Genomic DNA, 24701 nt, shown 5'->3' on the forward strand with positions numbered 1-24701 from the left:
ATACGAGACTAAATTCAAGCTCACTCGCCGAGAAAGATATTTTTTCCTTATATTTCAATAAGTTAATTTTTTGGCACGCATCTCGCTATAGCCCTTCCCCATAGCCAACACCCCACAAAAATAACAATCCAACCTGGAGACACACCATGAGTGTGATCATTGCCCTGGCGGCCCTCGCGCTGCTGATGCTGGCCGCCTACCGTGGCTACAGCGTCATCCTGTTTGCCCCCATCGCCGCGCTCGGCGCTGTGCTGCTCACCGACCCGTCCGCCGTCGCGCCCGCCTTTACCGGCGTGTTCATGGAGAAAATGGTCGGTTTCATCAAATTGTATTTCCCGGTGTTCCTGCTGGGCGCGGTGTTCGGCAAGCTGATCGAGCTGTCGGGCTTTTCGCGCTCAATCGTCGCCGCCGCGATCCGTTTGCTCGGCACACGCCAGGCGATGCTGGTGATCGTGCTGGTCTGCGCCCTGCTCACCTACGGCGGCGTGTCGCTGTTCGTGGTGGTGTTTGCGGTGTATCCGTTCGCGGCGGAGATGTTCCGCCAGAGCAATATCCCCAAGCGCCTGATTCCCGCCACCATCGCGCTGGGTGCGTTTTCGTTCACCATGGACGCACTGCCCGGCACGCCGCAGATCCAGAACATCATTCCCAGCACTTTCTTCAACACCACCGCCTGGGCGGCGCCCTGGCTGGGTTTGATCGGCACAATCTTCGTGTTCTGCGCCGGCATGCTGTACCTGGCGCGCCAGCGCAACAAGGCGCAACGCGCCGGTGAAGGCTATGGCACCGAGTTGCGCAACGAGCCGGAAACCGCCGAGAACCTCACCCTGCCCAACCCTTGGATCGCAGTGTCGCCGCTGATCCTGGTCGGGGTGATGAACCTGCTGTTCACCCACTGGATCCCGCAGTGGTACGGCAAGACCCACAGCCTCAGCCTGCCGGGCATGAGCGCACCGGTGACCACCGAAATCGCCAAGCTCACCGCGATCTGGGCGGTGCAGGCGGCGTTGCTGGTGGGCATTCTCATGGTGCTGGCGTTTGGCTGGTCGGCGATCAAGAGCAAGCTCGCCGAGGGCAGCAAAAGCGCGGTCAGCGGCGCGCTGTTGGCGGCGATGAATACCGCGTCGGAATACGGCTTTGGCGCGGTCATCGCCTCGTTGCCGGGCTTTCTCGTGCTGGCGGACTGGCTCAAGGGCATCCCCAATCCACTGGTCAATGAAGCGATCACCGTGACCTTGCTGGCCGGTATCACCGGCTCCGCGTCGGGCGGCATGAGCATCGCCCTGGCGGCGATGTCCGAGAGCTTTATTTCGGCGGCCCATGCGGCCAATATCCCACTTGAAGTGCTGCACCGGGTCGCGGCCATGGCCAGCGGCGGCATGGATACCCTGCCCCACAACGGCGCGGTGATCACCCTGCTGGCGGTGACCGGCCTGACCCACCGCGAAGCCTACAAGGACATTTTCGGCATCACCCTCATCAAGACCCTCGCGGTGTTCGTGGTGATCGGTACTTTCTACGCCACTGGCATTGTGTGAGGTGTTAATGACGACATTGAATGGCAAGACCGCCCTGGTCACCGGTTCCACCAGCGGCATTGGCTTGGGCATCGCGCTGAGCCTGGCCAAGGCCGGCGCCAATCTGATTCTCAATGGTTTCGGCGACGCCAGCGCGGTGGTCGCCCAGGTGCGGGCGTTTGGCGGCAGGGTCGGGCATCACCCGGCGGACGTCAGCGACCCGGCGCAGATCGCCGAGATGATCGCCTACGCCGAGCGCGAATTCGGTGGCGTGGATATCCTGGTGAACAACGCCGGGATCCAGCACGTGGCCGCCGTGGAAGACTTCCCGGCCGAGCGCTGGGATTCCATCATCGCGATCAACCTGTCATCGGTGTTCCACAGCACGCGCCTGAGCTTGCCGGGGATGAAGGCCAAGGGCTGGGGGCGGATCGTCAACATCGCGTCGGTGCATGGCCAGGTCGGTTCGGTGGGCAAGGCCGCGTATGTGGCGGCCAAGCACGGGGTGATCGGTTTGACCAAGGTGGTGGGCCTGGAAACGGCCACTAGCAATGTGACGTGCAACGCCATCTGCCCCGGCTGGGTACTGACGCCGCTGGTGCAGAAGCAAATCGATGATCGCGCCGCCCATGGCGTCGACCCGCAGCAGGCGCAGCAGGAGTTGCTGGCAGAGAAGCAGCCGTCGCTGGAGTTTGTGACGCCGCCACAGTTGGGCGAACTGGTGCTGTTTTTATGCAGCGAAGCCGGCAGCCAGGTACGCGGTGCGGCGTGGAATATCGACGGCGGCTGGCTGGCTCAATAGTGATCGTTCCCACGCTCCGCGTGGGAATGCAGCCCAGGACGCTCCGCGTCCCAAGAGCGGACGCGGAGCGTCCAAAGAGGCATTCCCACGCGGAGCGCGGGAACGAGAAGAGGCAACATCAATGTCCGACATCCTCTGGCAACCCTCCCCCGAACGCATCCGCAACACGCGAATGGACCAGTTCCGGCGTTACATCAACGAGCGCCACAGCCTGCAGCTCAGCGACTACCCAGCCCTGCACCAGTGGAGCATCGACCAGCGCCCGGCCTTCTGGCAGGCCATCGTCGAATATTTCGATGTGCGCTTTCGCAGCCCACCCACGGCGGTGCTGGTCGAAGGCACCGAGATGCCCAGCGCCCAGTGGTTCTCCGGCGCGACCCTGAACTTTGCCGAGCACCTGTTGCGCCGTCGCGACGATCACACGGCGGTGGTGGCCATTGGGGAAGACGGCCAGCGCGAACAACTCACCTACGCCGAGCTGGCTGCACACGTCGCCGGACTGCAAAGCAGCCTGCGCGCCGCTGGCGTTACCCAAGGCGACCGCGTCGCTGCGTGTATGCCCAACACCTGGCAAACCCTGGTGGGCATGCTCGCCACCACCAGCCTGGGGGCGATCTGGTCGTGCTCTTCGCCGGATTTCGGCACCCAGGGCGTGATCGACCGTTTCGGCCAGATCGAGCCCAAGGTCCTGATCACTTGCGCGGGTTATCGCTATGCCGGCAAAACCATCGACCAGAGCGCCAAGCTCAATGAAATCCTCACGCGCCTGCCGTCCCTGGAGCATTTGATCATCGTGCCCTACGCACGGCCACAGGCGCGGGTCGAGGACTATCAGACACACGCCAGCGTCACGCTGTGGCAGGACTTCTACCAACCCGGCGGCGAGCCGGATTTCGTCGCGGTGCCCTTCGATCATCCGCTGTACATCCTCTATTCCAGCGGCACCACCGGCGTGCCCAAGTGCATCATCCACGGCACTGGCGGCGTGTTGCTCACTCACCTCAAGGAACACGGCCTGCATGCCGACTTGTCCAGGGACGACTGCCTGTTCTACTACACCACTTGCGGCTGGATGATGTGGAACTGGCTGGTCTCGGTGCTGGCCATCGGTGCCACGGCGGTGCTGTATGATGGCTCGCCGTTTCATCCAGGCCACGAGCGGCTGATCGACCTGATCGACGCAGAACGCATCAGCGTGTTCGGCACCAGCCCCAAGTTTCTCGCGACCCTGGAAAAAGCAGGGCTGCAGCCGCGCCTGAGCCACGACCTGGGCAGCCTCAAGGGGCTGATCTCAACCGGTTCGCCGCTTTCGCCGCAGAGCTACGACTATGCGTACCGCGAAATCAAGGACGAGCTGTGCCTGTCGTCGATGTCCGGCGGCACCGATATCGTCTCCTGCTTTGTGATCGGCAACCCGGTGTTGCCGGTGCGTCGCGGCGAAATGCAGTGCAAGAGCCTGGCAATGGCCATCGAGGTCTGGGACGACGACGGCCAGGCGCTGGTCGGCGAAAAAGGCGAACTGGTGTGCACCCGGCATTTCCCGGCCATGCCCATCGGCCTGTGGAACGACCCGGACCGCCAGAAGCTGCGCGCCTCGTATTTCAGCCAGTTCCCCGGCGTCTGGGCCCAGGGCGACTATGCCGAACAACGCCCGAATGGCAGCCTGCTGATCCACGGACGCTCCGACGCCGTGCTCAACCCCGGCGGCGTGCGCATTGGTACCGCAGAGATCTATCGCCAGGTGGAAAAGCTGCCACAGGTGCTGGAGAGCCTGGCCATCGGCCAGCGCTGGCAGGACGACGTGCGCGTGGTGCTGTTCGTGCGCCTCGATGACGGCGTGCAGCTGGACGAAGCGCTGCAGCAGCAGATTCGCCAGGTCATCCGCGCCAACACCACGCCGCGTCATGTGCCGGCCAGGATCCTGGCGGTCAGCGATATCCCGCGCACCATCAGCGGCAAGATCGTTGAATTGGCGGTGCGCAATGTAGTGCACGGCGAACCGGTGAAGAACACCGATGCCCTGGCCAACCCGCAGGCCCTGGAGCAGTTTCGCGATCGCCCGGAGCTGGCTGAAGGATGAAAGGTTTCAGCCCCGACGTACGGAGCTGAAGAAAAACCCCCAAGGCATGCTATTTTTTGGGGGTAGTCACTCATTCCCGGCTCGCGGGATAATGGGTGTTGTCATCTTTCAAAGCGTTACGCTCAGGGCTTCTTCATGAATGGAACATCCACCGGCAGCGAAACCGCCGCATTGATTGCGCGGTTGGACTGGGCGCAAAGCCCCCTCGGTGAGGCCAATGAATGGCCGCAAAGCCTGCGCACCGCAGTGGACATCGTCGTGCATTCGCCGATGCCGATGCTGCTGCTGTGGGGCAAGCAGCTCACGCAACTCTACAACGACGGCTTCGCCCTGCTCGCTGGCAACAAACACCCCGAAGCGATGGGGCAGCCGACGCACCAGACCTGGCCGGAGCTGGAGAGCTTTACCGCGCCGATCTACGACGCCGTGCTCAGTGGCCAGGCGCGCACCTTCAGCGAGCAGCGTTTCGTGCTGCAACGCCATAACCGCGACACCGAAATCTGGCTGGACCTGACCTACAGTCCGATCCGCGATGAAAGCGCCAACGTGGCCGGCATCCTGGTTACCGCCATCGAAACCAACGAGCGCCGCAAGGCCCAGCACAACACCGAACAACGCCTGCAGCTCGCACTGGCGGCCACCGACGCGGTGGGCACTTGGGATTGGGATATCGGCGAAGACCGCTTCATCGCCGACGCGCACTTCGCCTACCTGCATGGCGTGGACCCCAGCGACGCGGGCCGGCTGCCGATCAGCGACTACCTGCAAGGCGTGCACCCCGAAGACCGTGGCATGGTGGCGCGCAGCATCAAGCATTGCATAACCTTCGGCACCGAATACGCCGAGGAATACCGGCTCTTGCAGGCCGACGGCCAAGTGCGCTGGGTATTTGCCCGGGGCCGCTGCTACAAGGATCATCAGGACCGCCCCGCGCGGTTCCTCGGTGCCGCGCTGGACCTGACCGAGCGCAAGAACACCGAGCAGGCCCTGCGCCAAAGCCAGACCGAACTGCAACTGATCATCAACGCCATGCCGGTGCTGATCGGCTATGTCGACCATGAGGAACGCTTTCGCCTGAACAACAGCGCGTACCTGGAGTGGTACGGCATGACCCCCCAGGAGCTGTACGGCAGGACCATCCGCGACGTGCTCGGCGAGCAGGTGTACGCCGGCCGTGCCGACAAGATCGCCGCCGCGCTCAAGGGCAAGGCCTGCAGTTTCATGACCGTCACACCGCACCGCGACGGCCGACCGCGCCATGCCTTAATGAAGTACCTGCCGCGTTTCAGCAATGATGGCTCGGTGAACGGGTTCTACATCTTTGTGATCGATGAAACCGAACGCAAACTCACTGAAGAAGCCCTGCGCCACCTCAACGAAAATCTCGAAGAGCGCGTGGCACAGCGCACCCAGGCGCTGGCCGAGGCCAACCAGCGCCTGCAAAACGAGATGTACGAGCGCGAGCGCGCCGAAGACGCCCTGCGCCATGCGCAGAAAATGGAGGCCGTGGGCCAGCTCACCGGCGGCATCGCCCATGACTTCAACAATATGCTCACCGGCATCATCGGCAGCCTCGACCTGATGCAGCGCTATATCGCCGCCGGGCGCAGTGACGAGATCGGCCGCTTTACCGATGCAGCGGTGTCTTCGGCCCGGCGTGCCGCCGCCCTCACCCACCGGCTGCTGGCCTTTTCGCGGCGCCAATCACTGGATCTTCGCCCGCTGGACCCGAACCAGTTGGTGGCGTCCCTGGAAGAGTTGTTCCGCCGCACCAAGGGCGCGCACATCGACCTCAAGGTGCGGCTGGGGCGCGATATCTGGCCGGTCAACACCGACGCCAGCCAGCTGGAAAACGCCTTGCTCAACCTGGTGATCAACGCCCGCGACGCCATGCCCGACGGCGGTGAACTCCTGATCGAGACCGCCAACAGCTACCTGGACGGTAGCGACATCACCACCCTTGAACCGGTCAAGGCCGGCGACTACGTGATGCTTGGCGTGTGCGACAACGGCACCGGCATGGCGCCGAAGATCCTGGCCAAGGCGTTCGATCCGTTTTTCACCACCAAGCCCATCGGCCAGGGTACCGGCCTGGGGTTGTCGATGATCTACGGGTTTGCCCAGCAGTCCGGCGGACACGTGACCATCCAGAGCGAGCCGGGCCAGGGAACATGCGTGCGCCTGTACCTGCCGCGCCTGTTCGGTACGTCGCTGGAAAGCAACCTGCCCACGCACTTGAGCGAGGCGCCGTTGGCCCTGGCCGGTGAGGCGGTGGTGGTGGTCGAGGACGATCCGGCGGTGCGCATGCTGGTGGTCAATGTGCTCGATGAGCTTGGCTATACCGCGCACCAGGCGGCGGACGCACGGGCCGCGCTGCCCCTGCTGGAGTCGGACCTGCGCGTGGACCTGCTGGTCACCGACGTCGGCCTGCCGGGCATGAACGGCCGGCAGTTGGCGGAAATTGCGCGCCAGCACAGGCCGGGGCTCAAGGTGCTGTTCATGACCGGTTACGCCGAAAAAGCCGCCGAGCGCCAGGGTTTCCTCGAAGAAGGCATGGACATGGTCGCCAAGCCGTTTTCCATTGACCTGCTGGCCACGAAAATCCGCGGCATGATCAGCGTAGAGGAATGAGTTCAGGCATAATCGCGCGCCGTCGCCCACCCGGTAGAGATTTTATGAAAGCCCAAGCCCGTCATATCCTGGTGAAAACCAGCGAAGAAGCCGAACAACTCAAGCTGCGCATCGCCAAGGGCGAGGCGTTTGATGTACTGGCCAAGAAGTACTCCACCTGCCCCTCGGGCAAGCGTGGCGGTGACTTGGGTGAAGTGCGGCCTGGGCAGATGGTGGGGGCGATTGATGCGGTGATTTTCAAGAAGCCGGTGAAGGTGATTCATGGGCCGATCAAGAGCAAGTTCGGGTATCACTTGGTGCAGGTGTTTTACCGCGACTAGAGGAGCGTGATCGTTCCCACGCTCTGCGTGGGAATGCCTCACCGGACGCTCTGCGTCCGCTTTTGGGACGCGGAGCGTCCCTGCCTGCATTCCCACGCAGAGCATGGGAACGATCAACTGTGGGAGCTGGCTTGCCTGCGAACCGCCGCAGGCGGCCATTCACCTGGGAATCAAGGCCCCCGGCACCTGGATCACTCGACTTGCCAACCGATGCCCTGCCAAAGCAGCCTCTTGCGGTGAACCGCCCCTAAGCCGACCGGCCAGATACGCCGCACTGAACGAATCCCCCGCCGCCGTCGTATCCACCACCGTCTCCACCTTCAGTGCCGGCACCGCATAGCGCTCACCCTGGCAACGGATCAGACATGCATCCGCCCCCCGCTTGAGCACGACCTCTTCAATCCCTGCATACGCCGCAAATACCTGTTCACTGCCGGCATAGCCAAACAACGCACGCTCGTCATCCTCGGTGAGCAAGGCGATATCCACCTCGGCCAACACCGACCGATAAGCCAAGCGCGCCGCCTCGACATCGGCCCACAGGCGCGGCCGGTAATTATTGTCGAAAGCCACCTTGCCACCACGCCTGCGGGTTTCGATCAGCGCCTGCAGCAAACGCTCGCGGCCGACTTCACCCAGCACGGCCAGGGTGATACCGCTGAAATACACCACGTCATAGTCCGGCAAGGCCGCCAGGATCGGCTCGGCCGCGGGGGTGGTGAAACAGTCACGCACGGCGGCTTCGTTGCGCCAGTAAAGGAATTTTCGCTCGCCCTTGGCATCGGTTTGAATGCAATACAAACCGGGCAAACGGCCAGGCAAGCGCTGGACCCTTGACAGGCCCAGGCCTTCTTGCGCCCAGTGTTTGCACATGGCGTCGCTGAAGCTGTCGTCGCCCAGGGCGGTGACGTAGTCGACGCTGCCGTTATCGCCCAGCTCGCGGCGCAGGTACACCGCCGCGTTCAAGGTGTCGCCGCCGAAGCTCTGATGCAGGCTGCCGTCGGCGCGGTGTTGCAGTTCGATCATGCATTCGCCGATGAGGGCGATGTGGGGCTTTGGGTTCATGCCTTGGGTCTCTCGGTGTGCTGGAGGGCCTCATCGCAGGCAAGCCAGCTCCCACATTCAGACTTGTGAATGCATTCAAATGTGGGAGCTGGCTTGCCTGCGATGGCAGCGACTCGGTTTAGAAGCAGGTACGCAAACTCTCAACCACCTGCATTTGCTCATCCACCAAACAACCCACTTGCCACTTGTCAAAGGTCAGGCAAGGGTGCGAAGTGCCGAACGAAATAATGTCGCCAATGCGCAACTCAACCCCGGGCGCCACGCTCATGAACGCATGCTGATCCATCACCGCCGTCACCCTGCACGCGCCCACATCATCGCCATGCGCAGGCACAATACCGGCCTTGTAGCGCTTGAGCGGCACCGGCAAACCGGCGTCGTACGCAACGTCGCGCTTGCCCAGGGCGATCACCGCAAAGCCCGGCTCAGGCAAAGACTGCACGTGGGCCCAGACTTCCAATGCCGGGCGCAGGCCTTGGCTGAGGTCGCTGCGACGCTCAAGTACACAGCACTGCGCCTCTTTGTAGATGCCGTGGTCGTGGGCCACGTAACTGCCCGGACGCAGCACGCTTAGAAAGCGGCCGGCGGCGTTTTGCGCCTCGAACGATTCGGCGATCAGGTCATACCAGGCCGAACCCGATGCCGTGACGATGGGCTTGGGCAGGTCAAAAGAGCCATTGTTCTGCAGGTCCACCGCCAGGCGCACCAGGCTGGCAGCGAAGTCGCGGATGCCGCTGATCGCATGCTCGCCATGGATCACACCTTCATAGCCTTCGATACCGGTCAGCGCCAAGGCGGGCTGGGCCTTGATCGCCTTGGCCAGGTCGCGCACCTGCTGCTCGCTGCGGCAGCCGCAACGGCCGCCGACCACGCCGTATTCGATCATCACGTTCAGGCGCAGGCCACGGGCCGCGAAGAACAGGCCCAGGTCGGCGACGTTGTCCGGGTGGTCGACCATGCAGTGGAAGTCGAAATCCTTGTCGGCCAACAGGTCAGCGATCAACGCCATGTTCGGCGCGCCTACCAGTTGGTTGGCCATCAGCACGCGACGTACACCGCCGGCATAGGCGGCTCGGGTCTGCACCGCGTTGGCCAGGGTAATGCCCCAGGCGCCCGCGGCGATCTGGCGCTGGAACAGACCTGGCATCATGCTGGTCTTGCCATGGGGCGCCAGCTGCGCGCCGCTCTTGCTGACAAAGTCCTGCATCCAGCGGATGTTGTGCTTCAGGGCGTCACGGTGCAGCACCAGGGCAGGCAGGCTGACGTCGCGGACCAAGTGGGCACCGACGGCGGCGGCGCCCTTTTCAACGGCGTTGATGGCAGACATGGAAAGCTCCTATTCGTTGATGCGCCGGGCCAGATTATTGGCGCTGTCGATCAACACCCGGCGATAGCTGCTGTAGTTTTTGAGCGCATCGGCCCGTGGGGCGACGATGCACAGGGTCGCAATGCTGATGCCTTGCGCGTCCCGCACCGGGGCGGCAAAGCAGTGGGTAAAGGTGTCGGCCACGCTGTCGAAGGAAAAGAAGCCATCGAGGCTGGCCTGACGGATTTGCGCCAGGAAGGTGTCCAGCGCCAGGCGCTGGCCGTCCGGCAGGATAAAGTCATCGGGGTCGATCAGGTCGACGATCTGCTGGTCGCTCAAGTGCCCCAGCAACAGGCGCCCGGAAGCGGTCCAGGGGATCGGCGCGTTTTCGCCGATGTCCGAAGAAATACGGAAATGCCGCTCGCCTTCACGCATCAGCGCCACCGTGTATTTGCGCCCGTTGAGCAGGCACATTTGCGCGGTTTCGTGGGTCTGGCTGACGATTTCCTGCAAGGCGTGGTCGGCTTCGCGGGTCAGGTCGAAATGACGCAGGTGCGCCTGGCCGAGAAAGTACAGCTGGCGACCGAGATAGACGTGGCCGTCCTTGCCCACCGTTTCCAGGATACGGCGTTCAAGCAGCGACGCGACCAATTCATAGACCGTGGATTTGGGGCTGCCGATGCCGCTGGCAATATCATTCGGGCGCAGGGGCTGGCCGATTTCCTTGAGAAAATCGAGGATATCGAATGCACGGTCCAGGCCTTTGGCGCGGCGTTTGATGGTGTCTTCGGTCATGGTGGTGTGGGTCCGGTCAGAGTGGTGTGTCGCATAGCGATTCCCTGTGGGAACGGGCTTGCCCGTGATTGCGGCGGGTCAGTGGCGCAGGTGTTGTCTGACACTCCGTTATCGCAGGCAAGCCAGCTCCCACATGTGATCTGCTTTGGGCTTCAGATTGGGGCATTTAGCCTTTTTTCTTGTAGGCCACGCAATCAATCTCCACCTTGCAATCGACCATCATGTTGGCCTGCACACACGCACGCGCCGGGGCGTGCTCCGGAGTGAAATATTCGCCGAATACCTTGTTGAAACTCCAGAAGTCCCGTGGGTCTTCCAGCCATACGCCAACGCGCACCACGTCCTTGAGCTCGTAGCCGGCCTCTTCAAGGATTGCCACCACGTTGCGCATGGTCTGGCGGGTTTGCTCGATGATCCCGCCGGTGATGATTTCGCCATCCACCGCAGGCACCTGGCCTGAGACGTACAACCAGCCGTCCGCTTCCACCGCGCGGGCGAAAGGACGTGGCTGGCCACCGCCGGCTGTGCTGCCAGCACCGTAACGCGTAATGCTCATAAAATAGCTCCTTGATTAAAAACGAATGTTCTTGAGAAATTCCGCCAGTCGCGGCGACTGCGGGCGTTCGAAAATAGCTTTGGCACTGCCCTGCTCTTCAATGCGGCCCTGGTTCATGAACACGATCTGGTCCGACACTTCATAGGCAAAGCGCATTTCGTGTGTGACCAGCAACATGGTCATGCCCTCTTCCGCCAGGCCCTTGATTACGCTGAGGACTTCGCCCACCAACTCCGGATCCAGGGCTGAGGTGACTTCATCGAACAGCATCAGGCTGGGGTTCATGGCAATGGCTCGGGCAATCGCCACACGCTGTTGCTGGCCGCCGGACAGCTGACCGGGGAAGTGATTGCGGCGCTCTAACAGTCCTACACGATCGAGCCATTTTTCCGCCAATGCCACCGCCTCGTCCTTAGGCATTTTCTTAACTTTCAACAAGCCCAGGGTAACGTTCTGCAACGCGGTCAAATGCGGGAACAGGTTGAACTGCTGGAACGCCATGCCGGTCATCGCACGGTGCTGGGAAATCACGCGCTCAGGATGACGCACGCGCTTGCCGGCGATGTCGCTGTAGCCGATGGACTCGCCGTCCAGGGTGATCTGCCCGCCCTGGAACTCTTCCAACAGGTTGACGCAACGCAGCAGCGTGGTCTTGCCCGAGCCGCTGGAGCCGATCAAGGTCACCACGTTGCCGCGCTGCATGGACAGGTCGACGCCCTTGAGCACTTCGACCTCGCCGTACTGTTTGCGCAGGCCACGTATGTCCAGCAGCGGTGGGTTGGTTTGAGGTTGGTTCATGGCAAGGCCACCCGCTTTTCAATGTAGCGCCCGAATAATTCGATGGCGTAGTTGATGACAAAAAACAGAAACCCGGCGAACAGGTAGAACTCCAGGGTCATAAAGGTACGTGCGATCACTTGCTGGGTGCTCAGCAGCAACTCGGCCACGCCGATCACCGAGAGCAACGTCGACGCCTTGACGATTTCCGTGGAGGAATTGACCCAGGTCGGCAGGATCTGGCGCAGCGCCTGAGGCAACAGCACGTAGCCCAGGGACTGAGGGAACGTCAGGCCGATCGCCTTGCCCGCTTCCAGTTGCCCACGGGGAATGGCTTGCAGCGCACCGCGCACAATTTCGGCCACGTGGGAGCCGCAAAACAGCGTGAGGCCGACGGCGCCGGCCTGGAACGCGCTGATTTGCCAACCGAGCGCCGGCAGCATGTAGAAACACGCCAGCACCAGCACAAACACCGGCGTGCCACGGATCAGGTCGACGTACAGACGGAACGGCGCGCGCATCCAGAACTTGCCGTAGGTCAGCACCAACCCGGCGACGATGCCGATCAGGGTGCCAAAGATAATCGCCAGCGCCGAGACGTACACGCTGGTTTGAAACCCCGCCCAAAGCGTATCCCGGGCGATCCACAACTCCTGCAGCCAGCTGGGGGATTGGTACATGCAAGCCGCTCCTAACGACGGATCGCCAGACGCTGCTCAAGATAACGGAGCAACATGGCAATGAGGTAACAGGCAGCCACGTAGAGCGCGGTCGTGACCAGCCAGGTTTCGATGACCCGGTAGCTTTCGACGTTGATCTTGCGGGCGTAATAGGTCAGCTCCGGCACTGCGATGGCGGCGGCCAGGGAAGTGTCCTTGAACAGCGAAATGAAATTGTTCGACAGCGCCGGCAGCACGTTGCGCAGCATCACCGGCACGGTGATGTAGGCGCGGATACGCCACTCACCCAGGCCGATGGCCAACCCGGCTTCACGCAAGCCCTTGGGAATGTTCAGCAGCCCGGCGCGGAACACTTCGGTCAGGTAGGCGCCGGCGTACAGCGACAGGGTGATGATGAACGAGGGGATCTTGTCCAGGCGTACGCCCAGGCTGGGCAGCGCGAAGTAGATCAACAGGATCAGCACCAGAATCGGCGTATTGCGCACCACCGTGACGTACACCGAGGCCAGGATGCGCAACGCGCGGTGCCTGGACAGCATGGCGAACGCCATCAGCAGGCCGATCACGCAGCCAATGGCGATCGACAGCAATGCCAATTCCAGGCCCAGCCACAGCCCCGCCAGCAGGGTGTCGAAATCACGCCAGACGGCGGCAAAATTCAACTGATAGTTCATGTTGGACAGTACCTGAGGGAGGCGCCGCGCGCGGCGCCCCGATTTTCACGAATCACTTGAACTCGACAGGGAACCCAATCGCAGGCTCTGGCAAATCCACGCCGAACCATTGCTTGAACGACGCCTTGTAGGTCGGGAACTCCACGCCGGTCATGGCTTCATGCAGCGCCGTGTTGACGAAGTTCAGCCAGTCCTGGTCGCCACGCTTGACGGCGCACGCGTAGGTCTGCGGGCTCCAGGCGTAGCTCGGGCTGCGATAGCGGCCCGGGTTCTGCACCATCAGGTACTTGACCGAGGACTGGTCGGTGGCGGCGGCGTCGGCGCGACCGGAGTTCACGGCCTGGTACATCAGGTCGACGCTGTCGTACTGGTCGACCTTGGCCTTGGGCAGCGCCTGGTGCACCAGTTCTTCGGCATACACGTTTTGCAGCACGGCCACGGTGACGTCGTCGCCGGCCGCCTGCAGGTCTTCAATCTCTTTGTATTTGCTGTTGTTCGGCAGCAACAGGCCGACGCCCTCGCGGTAGTACGGCAGGGTAAACGCCACTTGCTGCGCACGGCTGGCGGTGACGGTGATGAACTGGCAACTCATGTCGACCTTGTCGGTCAGCAGGTTGGGAATGCGCGCGTCGGACGACTGCACCACGAACTCAACCTTGCTCGGGTCGTTGAACAAGCCCTTGGCCACAATGCGGCCGATATCGATATCAAACCCTTGTAACTTGCCATCCGCTCCCTGGAAGTGCCACGGCGCATTGGTACTGCCTGTACCCACGATCAGGTGCCCACGCTTGAGCACGTTATCGAGCTTGCTGTCCGCCGCCTGCACGAGGCTTGCGAGGGAAGCCGATGCGGCGAAGAGAAAAACACACGCTTTGAACACGGAAGGTCGGTGATGCATGACAAGCACTCCAGGGATTGTGTATTCCGCTATACCGGAACTTAGTATGTAACAACGGAATAGACAGCAGAAAGTGTGCCACAGGCTGTAATAGGAAAACAGGCAGACGGTAAATACGTTAGGAATCAGCCAGATAAACACTGATAGCGATAAGGCGTTGCGCCAGCATCTGGAATCAATTTGCTACCCAAGGCCCCAAGCAGCCGTGACAGGCCCCACACGGGTGCGCCACTGCCGCGTTACCGTGCACGCCGGTGATGGAAAATTCCCTGCGCTGCGCTAGCCTTGGCGGATACAGGTCGAATAAAGGACGACGCCTTGATGAAGTTCAGTCTCACCCTGCTTGTGCTCAGCTTCCTGGCCACGGGCAGCGCCTGGGCGAGCAATGATCGTCGCGAGTGCAAGGCAGAGCTGCGCAAGCTCAATGAAGCCTTGAGCACCAACTACACCAGCCAGAATCACCATGGTTATCGCCAGGCAAAGGCCTCGAGGGACAACCTGGAATACAAAAAATGCGCGAGCCAGGCGCGCAAGGCCCGTGAACGCGTGGAGCGTAAAGGGGACCTGTGAAGGTTGACAGTAGACGGGGGCGAAACTGAGCGCTAGCTTGCACAGAAATGGATCAGGCAAGCGGGAAATCACCATGGGACAAGCTACCGACGGCATTCACACGAACGAGCAATATCAGCAGGTGGTGACATCCCATCAAACTGTGTTCCTACTGTTTGTTTCGAAGACATGCCCGGCATGCCCTCCCGCCACCGGGCTGTTCGAACGCATGGCCAAGAAATACGCTGCGTTCGTGAAGAGCATGGTGCTTTACGTAGAAGAAACGCCCAGGCTCGCGATAGTCACCGGAACGCCATTTCTCGTGATTCACCGAAACGGAAAAATCGTGGATATGCTTAAGGGCTTTGGACCTTGGGAGACACAAAAGCGGACACTGAGAAGCACCTTCAGCCGCTATGCCCGGCAGCAGGCTCCAGAGTTACCTGCGTCACCCGACGCTCCTCGACCGCCGCTACCGTCAGGCGCCAGCCCTCATGCTCCAGGCTATCGCCCACCACCGGTAGACGGTCGAGCAGGCTCATTACCAGACCTGCCAGGGTTTGATAGTCCTGGGTTGCATTAGCGTTGAAGCCGATGCGCTGACGAACCAGGTTCAGGTTCAAGGCGCCATTGGCACGGAAGCCATCGCCCTCCTCGACAATATCCGGGCCCGCGATCTCACTGGCGTCCGGCAACTCACCGGCGATGGACTCGAGAATATCGGTCATGCTCAACACGCCCATGAAGTCGCCGAATTCGTTGATCACGAACGCGATATGAGTCGATTCCTGGCGCATCTGCTCCAAGGCATTGAGGATCGAAAAACTTTCCAGCAGGTTGATCGCCCGGCGCGCCAGGTGCGCAAGGTTCGGCTCGTTGCCGGCCAAGTATTCCTTGAGCAACTCCTTCTTGTGCACGAAGCCCAACGGCTCATCGACGGCACCGTCGCGGATCAACGGCAGCCGCGAGTAGGACGAATGCATCAACTTCAGACGAATAGCCTCGGGACCGTCCGCCAGGTCGATACAGTCGACGTTGGCCCGCGGCGTCATCAGGCTGCGGATCGGCCGTTCAGCCAGTTGCAGCACACCGCTGATCATCACGCGCTCACGTCGGTCAAACAGCGGGCCTTGCGCAGCATCCGGCTCACCGAGCAGGTCCGCCACGTCTTCACCCACCTCTTCCACCGCCAGGCTACGCCCGCCGAGCAAACGCATCACCGCATGGGCCGTGCGTTCACGTACCGGCAACACGCCTTGCGCCGACTTTTTGCGCCGCGACCGGGCGATCTGGTTGAATACCTCGATCAGGATCGAGAAACCAATCGCCGCATACAGATAGCCCTTGGGGATATGAAAGCCCAGGCCTTCGGCGGTCAGGGCGAAACCGATCATCATCAAAAAGCCCAGGCACAGCATGATCACTGTCGGGTGTGCGTTGACGAAACGGGTCAGCGGCTTGCTCGCGATAATCATCAGGCCGATGGACACGATCACCGCGATCATCATCACCGCCAGCTCGTCCACCATGCCCACGGCGGTAATCACTGCATCGAGAGAGAACACCGCGTCGAGCACCACGATCTGCGCCACGATCGGCCAGAACATCGCGTAGGCGACGTTGCCTGAACGCTGGGCCACATGCCCTTCCAGACGCTCATGCAATTCCATGGTGGCCTTGAACAGCAGGAACACACCGCCAAACAGCATGATCAGGTCACGGCCGGAGAAGCTCTTGTCGAACACCTCGAACAGCGGCTGAGTGAGAGTCACCAGCCAGGAAATACTCGCCAGCAGGCCCAGGCGCATCAGCAAGGCCAGGGACAAGCCGATCAACCGCGCACGGTCGCGCTGCTCCGGCGGCAACTTGTCCGCCAGGATCGCAATAAACACCAGGTTGTCGATGCCTAGTACCAGTTCCAGCACAATCAAGGTCAACAGGCCGAGCCAGGCCGTTGGATCCGCTAACCATTCCATTTATTGAGTCTCTCTGATCGATGTTCCGAATGCCGGGCACGGCAAGGCGCGGTCGGTGGACCGGTACAAGGCTAGCAGTCGGAATACGGGATGCTTCATGGGAAACAGCGGCAGCGGATGTCTTGGAGAGAGACGACTGGGAGGCTCCGAGAGGGTGTTCATGCAAATCCTGCGATGACAATAGGACTTGAATCGTACAGGCGAACAGGAAAATTCCCACAGTCCGAAACTATTACAAGATCTGTGAACGGACCCTACCGCTTTCGATCATATGATCAGCAGATGAAATTAATATCAGGCCAAACATAACAAAAAACATGCCAAAACCAGGCAAGCCCGGCTTTTAATCGGGTAAACAAGCCTATTTTGCCGTTTTTAGCGAAAGCGTTTGACTGATCAGAATTTCATTTGATAAACATATGATCACAACAAGGCAATGAACGAACGACTGACTACAACAATAAAACGGGGTTCTCATCATGAAACTTGGTACGACCTTCGCCGCCGCCGCGGCCCTCTCCCTCCTCGCCAGCAGCATCGCCCTGGCCGCCGATGGCAAGACCTACAAAGTCGGCGCCGCGGTCTATGGCCTCAAGGGCCAGTTCATGCAGAACTGGGTGCGCGAGCTCAAGGAACACCCTGCCGTTAAAGACGGCACCGTGCAGTTGACGGTGTTCGACGGCAACTACGACGCGCTGACCCAGAACAACCAGATCGAAAACATGGTGACCCAGCACTACGACGCCATTCTCTTCGTGCCCATCGACACCAAGGCCGGCGTGGGCACCGTCAAGCAAGCCATGAGCAACGACGTGGTGGTCATCGCCTCCAATACGAAAGTAGCCGATGCCTCCGTGCCCTACGTGGGCAACGACGACGTAGAGGGCGGCCGCCTGCAGGCCCAGGCGATGGTCGACAAGCTCAACGGCAAAGGCAATGTCGTGATCATCCAGGGGCCGATTGGCCAGTCGGCACAGATCGACCGGGAAAAAGGCGAGCTGGAGGTGCTGGGCAAGCACCCGGACATCAAGATCATCGAGAAAAAGACCGCCAACTGGGACCGCGCCCAGGCCATGACGCTGACTGAAGACTGGCTGAACGCCCACCCCAAAGGCATCAACGGCGTAATCGCGCAGAACGACGATATGGCGCTCGGTGCCATACAGGCACTGAAATCCCACGGTTTGACCTCCAAGGACGTGCCGGTCACGTCCATCGACGGCATGCCGGATGCGATCCAGGCGGCCAAAAAAGACGAAGTCACCACCTTCCTGCAAGACGCCCAGGCCCAATCCCAAGGCGCACTGGATGTAGCCTTGCGCGCGCTGGCCGGCAGCGACTACAAGCCGCAATCGGTGATCTGGCAGCGCTACGCCAAGGACGTGAAATGGGGCGATGGCACCGCCAAGAACTACATCCTGCCCTGGGTGCCGGTGACCAACGCCAACGCCGACGCGCTGTACAAGCAAGTCAGCGGCTCCAAGTAAACCGTTGCCGATTGATCGCTCCCGTGCCTGCGCGGGAGCGATGAGTTCATCATGCTGCGAGGTCTGCCATGTCCACCGTTATCGAACGCCCGCAAGATCAACTGTCCCCGGTCATCCCGAAAACCATGCAGGCCGTAGTCTGTTACGGCCCGGAAGACTATCGCCTGGAAACCGTCGATGTGCCCACGCCCGGTCCGGAGGAGATCCTCACCAAGGTCGAGCTGTGTGGGATCTGCATGGGCGACATCAAGACTTATCGCGGCGCGCCCTCGTTCTGGGGCGACGCCGAGCAACCGCGCTACGTGAAACCGCCGATGATTCCCGGCCATGAATTCGTGTGCCGCGTGGTCGCATTAGGCCCCGGTGCGGAAAAACGCGGGGTGAAGGTCGGTGACCGGGTGATTTCCGAGCAGATCGTACCGTGTTGGGGCTGCCGCTTCTGCAACCACGGCCAGTACTGGATGTGCCAGAAACACGACCTGTATGGCTTCCAGAACAATGTACAGGGCGCCATGGCCCAGTACATGATCTTCACCAAGGAAGGCATCGTGCATAAAGTCCCGGATTCCATCGCGCCGGACGAAGCCATCCTGATCGAGCCGCTGGCCTGCTCACTGCACGCCGCCGAGCGCGCCAATGTGGATTTCGATGATGTGGTGGTGGTCGCCGGTGCCGGCACGCTGGGCCTGGGCATCATTGGCGCGGTGCGCATGCGCAATCCGAAGAAGCTGATCGTGCTGGACATGAAACCCGAACGCGCCGCCCTCGCCCTGCGCATGGGCGCCGACGAAGTGTGGAACCCGGCCGAAGTCGACGTGCTGGCGAAGATCCGCGCAATCACCGACGGTTACGGTTGCGACATCTACATCGAAGCCACCGGCCATCACAAGGCGGTGAACCAGGGCCTGGCGATGCTGCGCAAGTTGGGGCGCTTCGTCGAGTTCAGCGTATTCAATGACGAGGCCACGGTGGACTGGTCGATCATTGGCGACCGCAAAGAGCTGGATGTGCTGGGCTCGCACCTGGGCCCGTACATGTACCCACGCGCCATCGACTTTATCGGCAACCGCAAGATCGACATGCGCGACGTGGTCACCCACAAATTCGCCCTGGCGGACTTCAAGGAAGCGTTCGCAGTGATGGAGCGCGGCGATAAATCGCTCAAGGTCGTACTTGAGCCCTGATACCGCCACAAAGCAAATGTGGGGCATAGGTATTTACACATTTTTGTAGTGAGCGGGCTTGCCCCGCGCTGGGCCGCGAAGCGGCCCCAATAAAGACACCGCCGAGTTCCAGATGGAACCGAGCCGCCTGGTTTGGGGCCGCTTCGCAGCCCAGCGCGGGGCAAGCCCGCTCACTACAGAGAGATTTTTCAACCTTTGAAAGTTGTGTAGATATCTATGGCCATCGCAGGCAAGCCCGCTCACATGGAGCCGCCTGCATTTTCAGCAGCGGCTCACCAGAACCGTTGCTGGGTCAATCGGCTCCACCAGGTCAGCAGCACTCGGTCCACCGAGCCGCTGGCCGCCAGGCCCACGCGCTCCTGCAAGCTCTTGCGCTCGGCATAATGCAGGTGGAACACCTCGGCGGTCTTGGCCTTGGTCGCCAGGTATTCATCGCTGGTTTGCAGCTCATCGACCAGTTGCTTGTCGAGGGCTGCAACACCCAGCCACACTTCTCCGGTCGCTACCTCATCGATTGCCAGCTGCGGGCGATAACGCGAGACGAAGTTCTTGAACAGCTGATGGGTAATGTCCAGGTCTTCCTGGAACTTCTCGCGGCCTTTCTCGGTGTTTTCGCCAAACACCGTGAGGGTGCGTTTGTACTCACCGGCGGTCAGCACTTCGAAGTCGATATCGTGCTTTTTCAGCAGGCGGTTGACGTTGGGCAACTGCGCGACCACGCCAATGGAGCCCAGGATGGCAAACGGCGCGCTGATGATCTTCTCGCCAATGCAGGCCATCATGTAGCCGCCGCTGGCCGCGACTTTGTCGATGCACACGGTCAACGGCACGCCGGCCTGGCGGATACGCGCCAGTTGCGAAGACGCCAGGCCGTAGCTGTGGACCATGCCGCCGCCGCTTTCCAGGCGCAGCACCACTTCGTCTTTCGGCGTGGCCAGGCTCAGCAAGGCGGTGATTTCATGGCGCAGGCTCTCAGTGGCCGAGGCCTTGATATCGCCGTCGAAATCCAACACAAACACTCGTGGCTTGGCCTCGGCTTTCTGCTTGCCCTTCTTCTTTTCGGCCTTGCCTTCAGACTTGCGCAGGGCCTTGAGCTGGTCCTTGTCGAGCAGGCTCGATTCCAGGCGTTCACGCAGGCCCTTGTAAAAGTCATTAAGCTTGCTGACCTGCAATTGGCCGGCGGATTTGCGACGGCCTTTGCTGCGCAGCGCCGCGAAGCTGATCAGGACCACCAGAATAGCGACCACCAGGGTGACGGTCTTTGCTAAAAAGCTCGCATATTCGGCCAGGAAATCCATATTTCTCTCTATTCAGGACAATGATTTTGATGTGCGCCAGGCGCGCAATGGCCCAAGCATACCGACGGGGCCGCGTTCGGGCCAGTGATCAAACCGCCAGCAAGCCGGTCTCCAACAGGCTTTTAAAACAAGCGTATGTTTTTCCATTGACAGCTTGAAGGCATCCCCATAACCTCGCCTGACTTTCAACGTACCGGGTGAGCGGACGTGGGCAGCATCTATTTGATTCGACATGGCCAGGCCTCGTTCGGTGCAGACGACTATGACGTCCTGTCGCCCGTCGGCGTGGAACAAGCGCAAGTGCTCGGTCGCCACCTGGCGGACATGGGCCTGGTGTTCGACCGCTGCGTGGCCGGCGACCTGCGTCGCCAGCAGCACACCGCCACTGCCACCTTCGACCAATACAGCGCCCTGGGCCTGCCGGTACCCTTGCTTGAAACCGACAGCGCCTTCAATGAATTCGATGCCGACGCGGTCATCCGCGCCCTGCTCCCCGACCTGCTCACCACCGAACCCGAAGCCCTGGAGATCCTGCGCAATGCCACGCATAACCGCAGCGAATTCCAGCGCATCTTCGCCCTGATCGTCGCACGCTGGCTGGCCGGTACCTACGACCCGCCGGGGCTGGAAAGCTGGTTGGGGTTCGTGGAACGTGTCCAGGGTGGCCTGCAGCGCCTTCTCGAAGCGGCGGACAACACGCAGAAAATTGCGGTATTCACCTCCGGCGGTACCATCACCGCCCTGCTCCACCTGATTACCCGAATGCCCGCCGCCCAGGCCTTCGAACTGAACTGGCAGATTGTTAACACCTCGCTCAACCAGCTGAAATTCCGCGGTCGCGAGGTGACACTGGCTTCCTTCAACAGCCATACCCATTTGCAGTTGTTGAAGGCGCCGCAGCTCATCACCTACCGATGAACCGCGGCCAACCGTGACCCAAAGGTCACTGGACTCTACCCCAAAGGATCGAAACCATGACTGACGTAGCCAAAGCTGTAGAAGCAATGAAAGCCAAATTCAACCCAAGCGCTGCCGAAGGCTTGGACCTGGTGTTCGGTTTCCGCATCGACGACACCAAGAACTTCTCCCTGATCGTCAAGGACAAGACCTGCTCGCTGCAGGAAGGCGAAAACCCGGACGCCCAAGTGACCCTGGTGATGGACAGCGAAACCCTGGAAGGCATCGTCGACGGCTCCACCGACGGCATGCAGGCGTTCATGGGCGGCAAGCTGCGTACCGAAGGCGACATGATGCTGGCCATGAAGCTGAGCGAGTTGTTCCCTTCCTGAGTACGCTGCAATTTAACTGTGGGAGCGGGCTTGCTCGCGAATGCGCAGTGTCAGTCGATAGAGTTGTCGACAGGCCTACTGCATTCGCGAGCAAGCCCGCTCCCACATTTAGTCTGCGGTGTTGCCTAGGTTTTTGGTTGCAGCAACAACGCCACCAACGCACTCCAGCCGGTCTGGTGCGACGCGCCCAGCCCACGCCCCGTCTCGCCATGAAAGTATTCATGGAACAACACCAGATCCCGACTCGCCGGATCTGCCTCCAACTGCGCATACCCCGCCATTGACGGGCGCAGGCCATTTTCATCGCGCAGGAACAACCCGGTCAGCCGCTGACTCAGGCTGTCGGCTACTTCTTCCAGGGACGACAGATAACCACTGCCCGTCGGGTACTCCACCGAAAAGTTATCGGCATAGTAGCGGTGAAATTCACGCAGCGATTCAATCAACATATAGTTGACTGGCATCCACAAGGGCCCGCGCCAGTTGGAGTTGCCGCCGTACAGGCGCGAGTCGGATTCGCCCGGCCGGTAACACGCGCTGAGGGTGTCGCCGTTCATCTTCAGCGCCAGGGGTTGTTCGGCGAAGGCCTTGGACAGGGAGCGCACGCCGAAAGAGGACAAGAATTCACTTTCATCGAGCATGCGCCGCAGCAGGTCCTTGGTACGCTCACCGCGCAACAATGCCAACAACAGGCGATTGCCCTGCCCGGGCTCATTCCAGCGTGAGACCAGCTTGGCCAGATCGGGCCGGTGCTGCATGAACCCCAGCAAACGCTCGCGCAGTCCCTCCAGGCCTTCATGCTCGCGCTGTTCCAGCACCAGCACGGCGAACAGCGGCATCAGGCCGACAATGGAGCGCAGGCGCACGGGCTCGTTCTGGCCGTCGGGCCGGTGCAACACGTCATAGAAGAACAGATCCTGCTCATCCCACAGGCCTTCGGCGCTGTCATCGACACAGTTGATGGCCCCGGCGATATACAGGAAATGCTCGAAGAACTTCACCGCGATGTCGACGTAGACCACGTTGCGCTTGGCCAGCTCCAAGCCGATGCGCATCAAGTCCAGCGCGTAGGCGGCGACCCATGCCGTGCCGTCGGCCTGGTCCAACTGGTAACCCGGCGGCAACGCGGCCGAGCGGTCGAACACAGCGATATTGTCCAACCCCAGGAAACCGCCCTGAAACAGGTTGCGCCCCTCGGCATCCTTGCGGTTGACCCACCAGGAAAAATTCAACAGCAGTTTATGGAATATCCGCTCAAGGAAATCCATATCGCCTACGCCCGTCAACGCCTTGTCCTGCTGGTACACCCGCCAACTGGCCCAGGCGTGTACGGGCGGGTTGGCGTCATCGAAGCGCCATTCATAGGCTGGCAACTGGCCGTTGGGGTGCATGAAGCGATCTTTCACCAGCAACAGAAGCTGTTGCTTGGCGTAGTGCGGGTCGATCAGTGCAATGGCCACCGCCTGGAAGCCTTGGTCCCACGAGGCATACCACGGGTATTCCCAAGTGTCGGGCATGGAGAGGATGTCGAAATTCGACAAGTGCCGCCAATGAGCGTTGCGGCTGTGCAGGCGCTCGGACGGCGGCGTGGGTTGCGCCGGGTCGCCGTCGAGCCATTGGTTGACGTCGAAATAGTACAGCTGCTTGGACCATAGCAAACCGGCCAACGCCTGGCGCTGCACGTTGCGCGCATCGTCGTCGGCGATGCCGTGTTGCAGGGCGGCGTAGAAGTCATCGGCCTCCTGGCGGCGCTGTTCGAACAGGCGTCGGGCGCTGACCCGAGGCGCACCCACGGGGGCAAAACGCAGGTAGAGGGTTTTGCTTTCCAGGCCCGCCAGCTCGAGGATGAAACGCGCCGCGACTTTGGTGCCGAGGTCACGGCGAATCGCCGATTCAATTCCCCCGACCACGTAATCATTGATCCCGTCCTTGAACGGCCCCGGCGCCGGCTGCCCCTCCAGCCTGGGCACGTTGCTTTCGTTTTCGCAGAACAACCACTGCACCCCATCCTGGCCCCAGGCGCCGAGATGCCGGTCAGGCAGTTCGGGATGGCACGCCAGGACCTGGTCTGCGTCCATCTTCAGTTGCGGCTTGGGCGCATCGAAAGTCCAGCTCCAGTCATTGCGTGCCCACAACTGGGGCAGCACCTGCAAACGCGTCGGCTGGTCCGAACGGTTGTGCACGGTGACGCGCATGAAAATGTCATCCGGCTGATGCTTGGCGTATTCGACGCTGACATCGCAGTAGCGGTTGTCTTCGAACACCCCGGTGTCGAGGATCTCGTATTCGGCATCCTCCAGGCCACGGCGCGCGTTCTCGCGGATCAAATCGTCGTAGGGAAAGGCGGCGTGGGGGTATTTGTAGAGCATGCGCATGTAGGCATGGCTCGGTACGCCGTCGACGAAAAAGTACAGCTCCTTGACGTCCTCACCATGGTTGCCTTCGGCATTATTGAGGCCGAACAGACGCTCCTTGATGATCGCGTCACGTTCGTTCCACAGGGCCAGGCCCAGGCACCAGCGTTGCGCCTTGTCGCTGAAGCCGGCCAGGCCATCCTCGCCCCAGCGGTAGGCGCGGCTGCGTGCATGCTCATGGGGGAAATAGGCCCAGGCGTCGCCGTCGGCGCTGTAGTCTTCGCGCACCGTGCCCCATTGGCGTTCACTCAGGTAAGGGCCCCACTCGCGCCAACGCTCGGCCTGCGGCGTCGCCAGGCGCTGGCCTTCGGTGGTCTCAAGCAGTCGGGTGCCGGGTGTGGCCGTCATCGGGTCCTCCATCGCCTACCGGGTGAGCGGCAGTGTAGAGCCCAATGACGTC

General features: G+C 61.3%; 21 protein-coding genes and 1 pseudogene. 11 read left to right on the forward strand and 11 right to left on the reverse strand.

Annotated elements, in window-relative coordinates:
* The first annotated feature begins 146 nt into the window (after positions 1-146).
* The 5 genes from ACLH0H_RS00665 to ACLH0H_RS00685 all read left to right on the forward strand — a co-directional run bounded on the left by ACLH0H_RS00665 (position 147) and on the right by ACLH0H_RS00685 (position 7350).
* Positions 147-1538 (forward strand): GntP family permease, encoded by a 1392-nt coding sequence (locus tag ACLH0H_RS00665; RefSeq protein ID WP_186689175.1) that lies wholly within the window; start codon positions 147-149, stop codon positions 1536-1538.
* A 7-nt stretch (positions 1539-1545) separates the two neighbouring features.
* Entirely contained in the window at positions 1546-2319 is a 774-nt protein-coding gene (locus ACLH0H_RS00670; protein WP_411380572.1) for a 3-hydroxybutyrate dehydrogenase, read from the forward strand.
* A gap of 121 nt (positions 2320-2440) precedes the next feature.
* Positions 2441-4399 carry an acetoacetate--CoA ligase gene (locus ACLH0H_RS00675; RefSeq protein WP_411380573.1) on the forward strand — a complete coding sequence of 653 codons (1959 nt, stop codon included), beginning with the start codon at positions 2441-2443 and terminating at the stop codon, positions 4397-4399.
* A gap of 135 nt (positions 4400-4534) precedes the next feature.
* Entirely contained in the window at positions 4535-7030 is a 2496-nt protein-coding gene (locus ACLH0H_RS00680) for a PAS domain-containing protein (protein ID WP_411380574.1), read from the forward strand.
* 44 nt (positions 7031-7074) lie between these two features.
* Complete coding sequence (locus ACLH0H_RS00685; RefSeq protein WP_411380575.1) at positions 7075-7350, forward strand: peptidylprolyl isomerase; 276 nt, start codon at positions 7075-7077, stop codon at positions 7348-7350.
* 159 nt (positions 7351-7509) lie between these two features.
* Here ACLH0H_RS00685 and ACLH0H_RS00690 read toward each other — a convergent pair whose 3' ends face one another.
* From ACLH0H_RS00690 to ACLH0H_RS00725, 8 genes are all read right to left on the reverse strand, one after another.
* Complete coding sequence (locus ACLH0H_RS00690; protein ID WP_411380576.1) at positions 7510-8415, reverse strand: sugar kinase; 906 nt, start codon at positions 8413-8415, stop codon at positions 7510-7512.
* 118 nt (positions 8416-8533) lie between these two features.
* Positions 8534-9742, reverse strand: coding sequence for an amino acid deaminase (locus tag ACLH0H_RS00695; protein ID WP_411380577.1), 1209 nt, complete (start codon positions 9740-9742; stop codon positions 8534-8536).
* Positions 9743-9751: 9 nt separating this feature from the next.
* On the reverse strand, positions 9752-10516 hold the full coding sequence (locus ACLH0H_RS00700; RefSeq protein ID WP_307392448.1) for an IclR family transcriptional regulator: 765 nt from the start codon (positions 10514-10516) through the stop codon (positions 9752-9754).
* Positions 10517-10682: 166 nt separating this feature from the next.
* Positions 10683-11072 (reverse strand): RidA family protein, encoded by a 390-nt coding sequence (locus tag ACLH0H_RS00705; protein ID WP_010210958.1) that lies wholly within the window; start codon positions 11070-11072, stop codon positions 10683-10685.
* Between the two features lie 15 nt (positions 11073-11087).
* Positions 11088-11870: an amino acid ABC transporter ATP-binding protein gene (locus ACLH0H_RS00710; RefSeq protein ID WP_307392443.1), complete on the reverse strand. Its 783-nt coding sequence runs from the start codon at positions 11868-11870 to the stop codon at positions 11088-11090.
* Positions 11867-12529: an amino acid ABC transporter permease gene (locus tag ACLH0H_RS00715; RefSeq protein ID WP_186689209.1), complete on the reverse strand. Its 663-nt coding sequence runs from the start codon at positions 12527-12529 to the stop codon at positions 11867-11869. The genes ACLH0H_RS00710 and ACLH0H_RS00715 overlap by 4 nt, the downstream gene beginning before the upstream one ends.
* 11 nt (positions 12530-12540) lie before the next feature.
* Complete coding sequence (locus tag ACLH0H_RS00720; RefSeq protein ID WP_411380578.1) at positions 12541-13203, reverse strand: amino acid ABC transporter permease; 663 nt, start codon at positions 13201-13203, stop codon at positions 12541-12543.
* 52 nt (positions 13204-13255) lie between these two features.
* The gene (locus tag ACLH0H_RS00725) at positions 13256-14104 is read right to left on the reverse strand and encodes a transporter substrate-binding domain-containing protein (RefSeq protein ID WP_076950577.1); all 849 of its coding nucleotides are present in this window, start codon (positions 14102-14104) and stop codon (positions 13256-13258) included.
* A gap of 321 nt (positions 14105-14425) precedes the next feature.
* On the opposite strand from ACLH0H_RS00725, the gene ACLH0H_RS00730 reads away from it, so the two are divergent.
* The gene (locus tag ACLH0H_RS00730; RefSeq protein WP_076950578.1) at positions 14426-14674 is read left to right on the forward strand and encodes a hypothetical protein; all 249 of its coding nucleotides are present in this window, start codon (positions 14426-14428) and stop codon (positions 14672-14674) included.
* A 73-nt stretch (positions 14675-14747) separates the two neighbouring features.
* A pseudogene (locus tag ACLH0H_RS00735) lies at positions 14748-15008 on the forward strand (thioredoxin family protein); the annotation flags it as partial.
* A gap of 52 nt (positions 15009-15060) precedes the next feature.
* Here ACLH0H_RS00735 and ACLH0H_RS00740 read toward each other — a convergent pair.
* A complete protein-coding gene (locus tag ACLH0H_RS00740) occupies positions 15061-16629 on the reverse strand; it encodes a TerC family protein (protein WP_411380579.1) in 1569 nt (522 codons plus the stop codon).
* A 479-nt stretch (positions 16630-17108) separates the two neighbouring features.
* Here ACLH0H_RS00740 and ACLH0H_RS00745 point away from each other — a divergent pair, with 479 nt between their 5' ends.
* Together ACLH0H_RS00745 and ACLH0H_RS00750 are read left to right on the forward strand one after the other, a co-directional pair.
* Complete coding sequence (locus tag ACLH0H_RS00745) at positions 17109-18116, forward strand: substrate-binding domain-containing protein (RefSeq protein WP_411380580.1); 1008 nt, start codon at positions 17109-17111, stop codon at positions 18114-18116.
* A 68-nt stretch (positions 18117-18184) separates the two neighbouring features.
* Positions 18185-19300, forward strand: coding sequence for an MDR/zinc-dependent alcohol dehydrogenase-like family protein (locus ACLH0H_RS00750; RefSeq protein ID WP_411380581.1), 1116 nt, complete (start codon positions 18185-18187; stop codon positions 19298-19300).
* A gap of 272 nt (positions 19301-19572) precedes the next feature.
* Here the strand turns inward: ACLH0H_RS00750 and sohB are convergent, their stop codons facing one another.
* Entirely contained in the window at positions 19573-20598 is a 1026-nt protein-coding gene (sohB, locus tag ACLH0H_RS00755) for a protease SohB (RefSeq protein ID WP_307392419.1), read from the reverse strand.
* A gap of 207 nt (positions 20599-20805) precedes the next feature.
* Here sohB and ACLH0H_RS00760 point away from each other — a divergent pair, with 207 nt between their 5' ends.
* Together ACLH0H_RS00760 and ACLH0H_RS00765 are read left to right on the forward strand one after the other, a co-directional pair.
* Entirely contained in the window at positions 20806-21516 is a 711-nt protein-coding gene (locus ACLH0H_RS00760) for a histidine phosphatase family protein (RefSeq protein ID WP_411380582.1), read from the forward strand.
* 56 nt (positions 21517-21572) lie between these two features.
* Positions 21573-21887: an SCP2 sterol-binding domain-containing protein gene (locus tag ACLH0H_RS00765; RefSeq protein ID WP_411380583.1), complete on the forward strand. Its 315-nt coding sequence runs from the start codon at positions 21573-21575 to the stop codon at positions 21885-21887.
* A gap of 125 nt (positions 21888-22012) precedes the next feature.
* Here the strand turns inward: ACLH0H_RS00765 and ACLH0H_RS00770 are convergent, their stop codons facing one another.
* Positions 22013-24649: an MGH1-like glycoside hydrolase domain-containing protein gene (locus ACLH0H_RS00770; RefSeq protein WP_411380584.1), complete on the reverse strand. Its 2637-nt coding sequence runs from the start codon at positions 24647-24649 to the stop codon at positions 22013-22015.
* Positions 24650-24701: the final 52 nt, after the last annotated feature.

The sequence above is a fragment of the Pseudomonas sp. MPB26 genome, from assembly GCF_046605355.1.
Lineage (GTDB): Bacteria > Pseudomonadota > Gammaproteobacteria > Pseudomonadales > Pseudomonadaceae > Aquipseudomonas > Aquipseudomonas cedrina.

Excerpts from the sequence above, each read along its gene's own strand:
- ACLH0H_RS00715 (WP_186689209.1), bottom strand. The coding sequence starts at position 12,529 with ATGTACCAATCCCCCAGCTGGCTGCAGGAGTTGTGGATCGCCCGGGAT.
- ACLH0H_RS00710 (WP_307392443.1), bottom strand. The coding sequence starts at position 11,870 with ATGAACCAACCTCAAACCAACCCACCGCTGCTGGACATACGTGGCCTG.
- ACLH0H_RS00680 (WP_411380574.1), top strand. The coding sequence starts at position 4,535 with ATGAATGGAACATCCACCGGCAGCGAAACCGCCGCATTGATTGCGCGG.
- ACLH0H_RS00720 (WP_411380578.1), bottom strand. The coding sequence starts at position 13,203 with ATGAACTATCAGTTGAATTTTGCCGCCGTCTGGCGTGATTTCGACACC.
- ACLH0H_RS00770 (WP_411380584.1), bottom strand. The coding sequence starts at position 24,649 with ATGACGGCCACACCCGGCACCCGACTGCTTGAGACCACCGAAGGCCAG.
- ACLH0H_RS00745 (WP_411380580.1), top strand. The coding sequence starts at position 17,109 with ATGAAACTTGGTACGACCTTCGCCGCCGCCGCGGCCCTCTCCCTCCTC.
- ACLH0H_RS00690 (WP_411380576.1), bottom strand. The coding sequence starts at position 8,415 with ATGAACCCAAAGCCCCACATCGCCCTCATCGGCGAATGCATGATCGAA.
- ACLH0H_RS00725 (WP_076950577.1), bottom strand. The coding sequence starts at position 14,104 with ATGCATCACCGACCTTCCGTGTTCAAAGCGTGTGTTTTTCTCTTCGCC.
- ACLH0H_RS00730 (WP_076950578.1), top strand. The coding sequence starts at position 14,426 with ATGAAGTTCAGTCTCACCCTGCTTGTGCTCAGCTTCCTGGCCACGGGC.
- ACLH0H_RS00675 (WP_411380573.1), top strand. The coding sequence starts at position 2,441 with ATGTCCGACATCCTCTGGCAACCCTCCCCCGAACGCATCCGCAACACG.
- ACLH0H_RS00750 (WP_411380581.1), top strand. The coding sequence starts at position 18,185 with ATGTCCACCGTTATCGAACGCCCGCAAGATCAACTGTCCCCGGTCATC.
- ACLH0H_RS00765 (WP_411380583.1), top strand. The coding sequence starts at position 21,573 with ATGACTGACGTAGCCAAAGCTGTAGAAGCAATGAAAGCCAAATTCAAC.
- ACLH0H_RS00705 (WP_010210958.1), bottom strand. The coding sequence starts at position 11,072 with ATGAGCATTACGCGTTACGGTGCTGGCAGCACAGCCGGCGGTGGCCAG.
- ACLH0H_RS00670 (WP_411380572.1), top strand. The coding sequence starts at position 1,546 with ATGACGACATTGAATGGCAAGACCGCCCTGGTCACCGGTTCCACCAGC.
- ACLH0H_RS00700 (WP_307392448.1), bottom strand. The coding sequence starts at position 10,516 with ATGACCGAAGACACCATCAAACGCCGCGCCAAAGGCCTGGACCGTGCA.
- ACLH0H_RS00685 (WP_411380575.1), top strand. The coding sequence starts at position 7,075 with ATGAAAGCCCAAGCCCGTCATATCCTGGTGAAAACCAGCGAAGAAGCC.
- ACLH0H_RS00695 (WP_411380577.1), bottom strand. The coding sequence starts at position 9,742 with ATGTCTGCCATCAACGCCGTTGAAAAGGGCGCCGCCGCCGTCGGTGCC.
- sohB (WP_307392419.1), bottom strand. The coding sequence starts at position 20,598 with ATGGATTTCCTGGCCGAATATGCGAGCTTTTTAGCAAAGACCGTCACC.
- ACLH0H_RS00740 (WP_411380579.1), bottom strand. The coding sequence starts at position 16,629 with ATGGAATGGTTAGCGGATCCAACGGCCTGGCTCGGCCTGTTGACCTTG.
- ACLH0H_RS00665 (WP_186689175.1), top strand. The coding sequence starts at position 147 with ATGAGTGTGATCATTGCCCTGGCGGCCCTCGCGCTGCTGATGCTGGCC.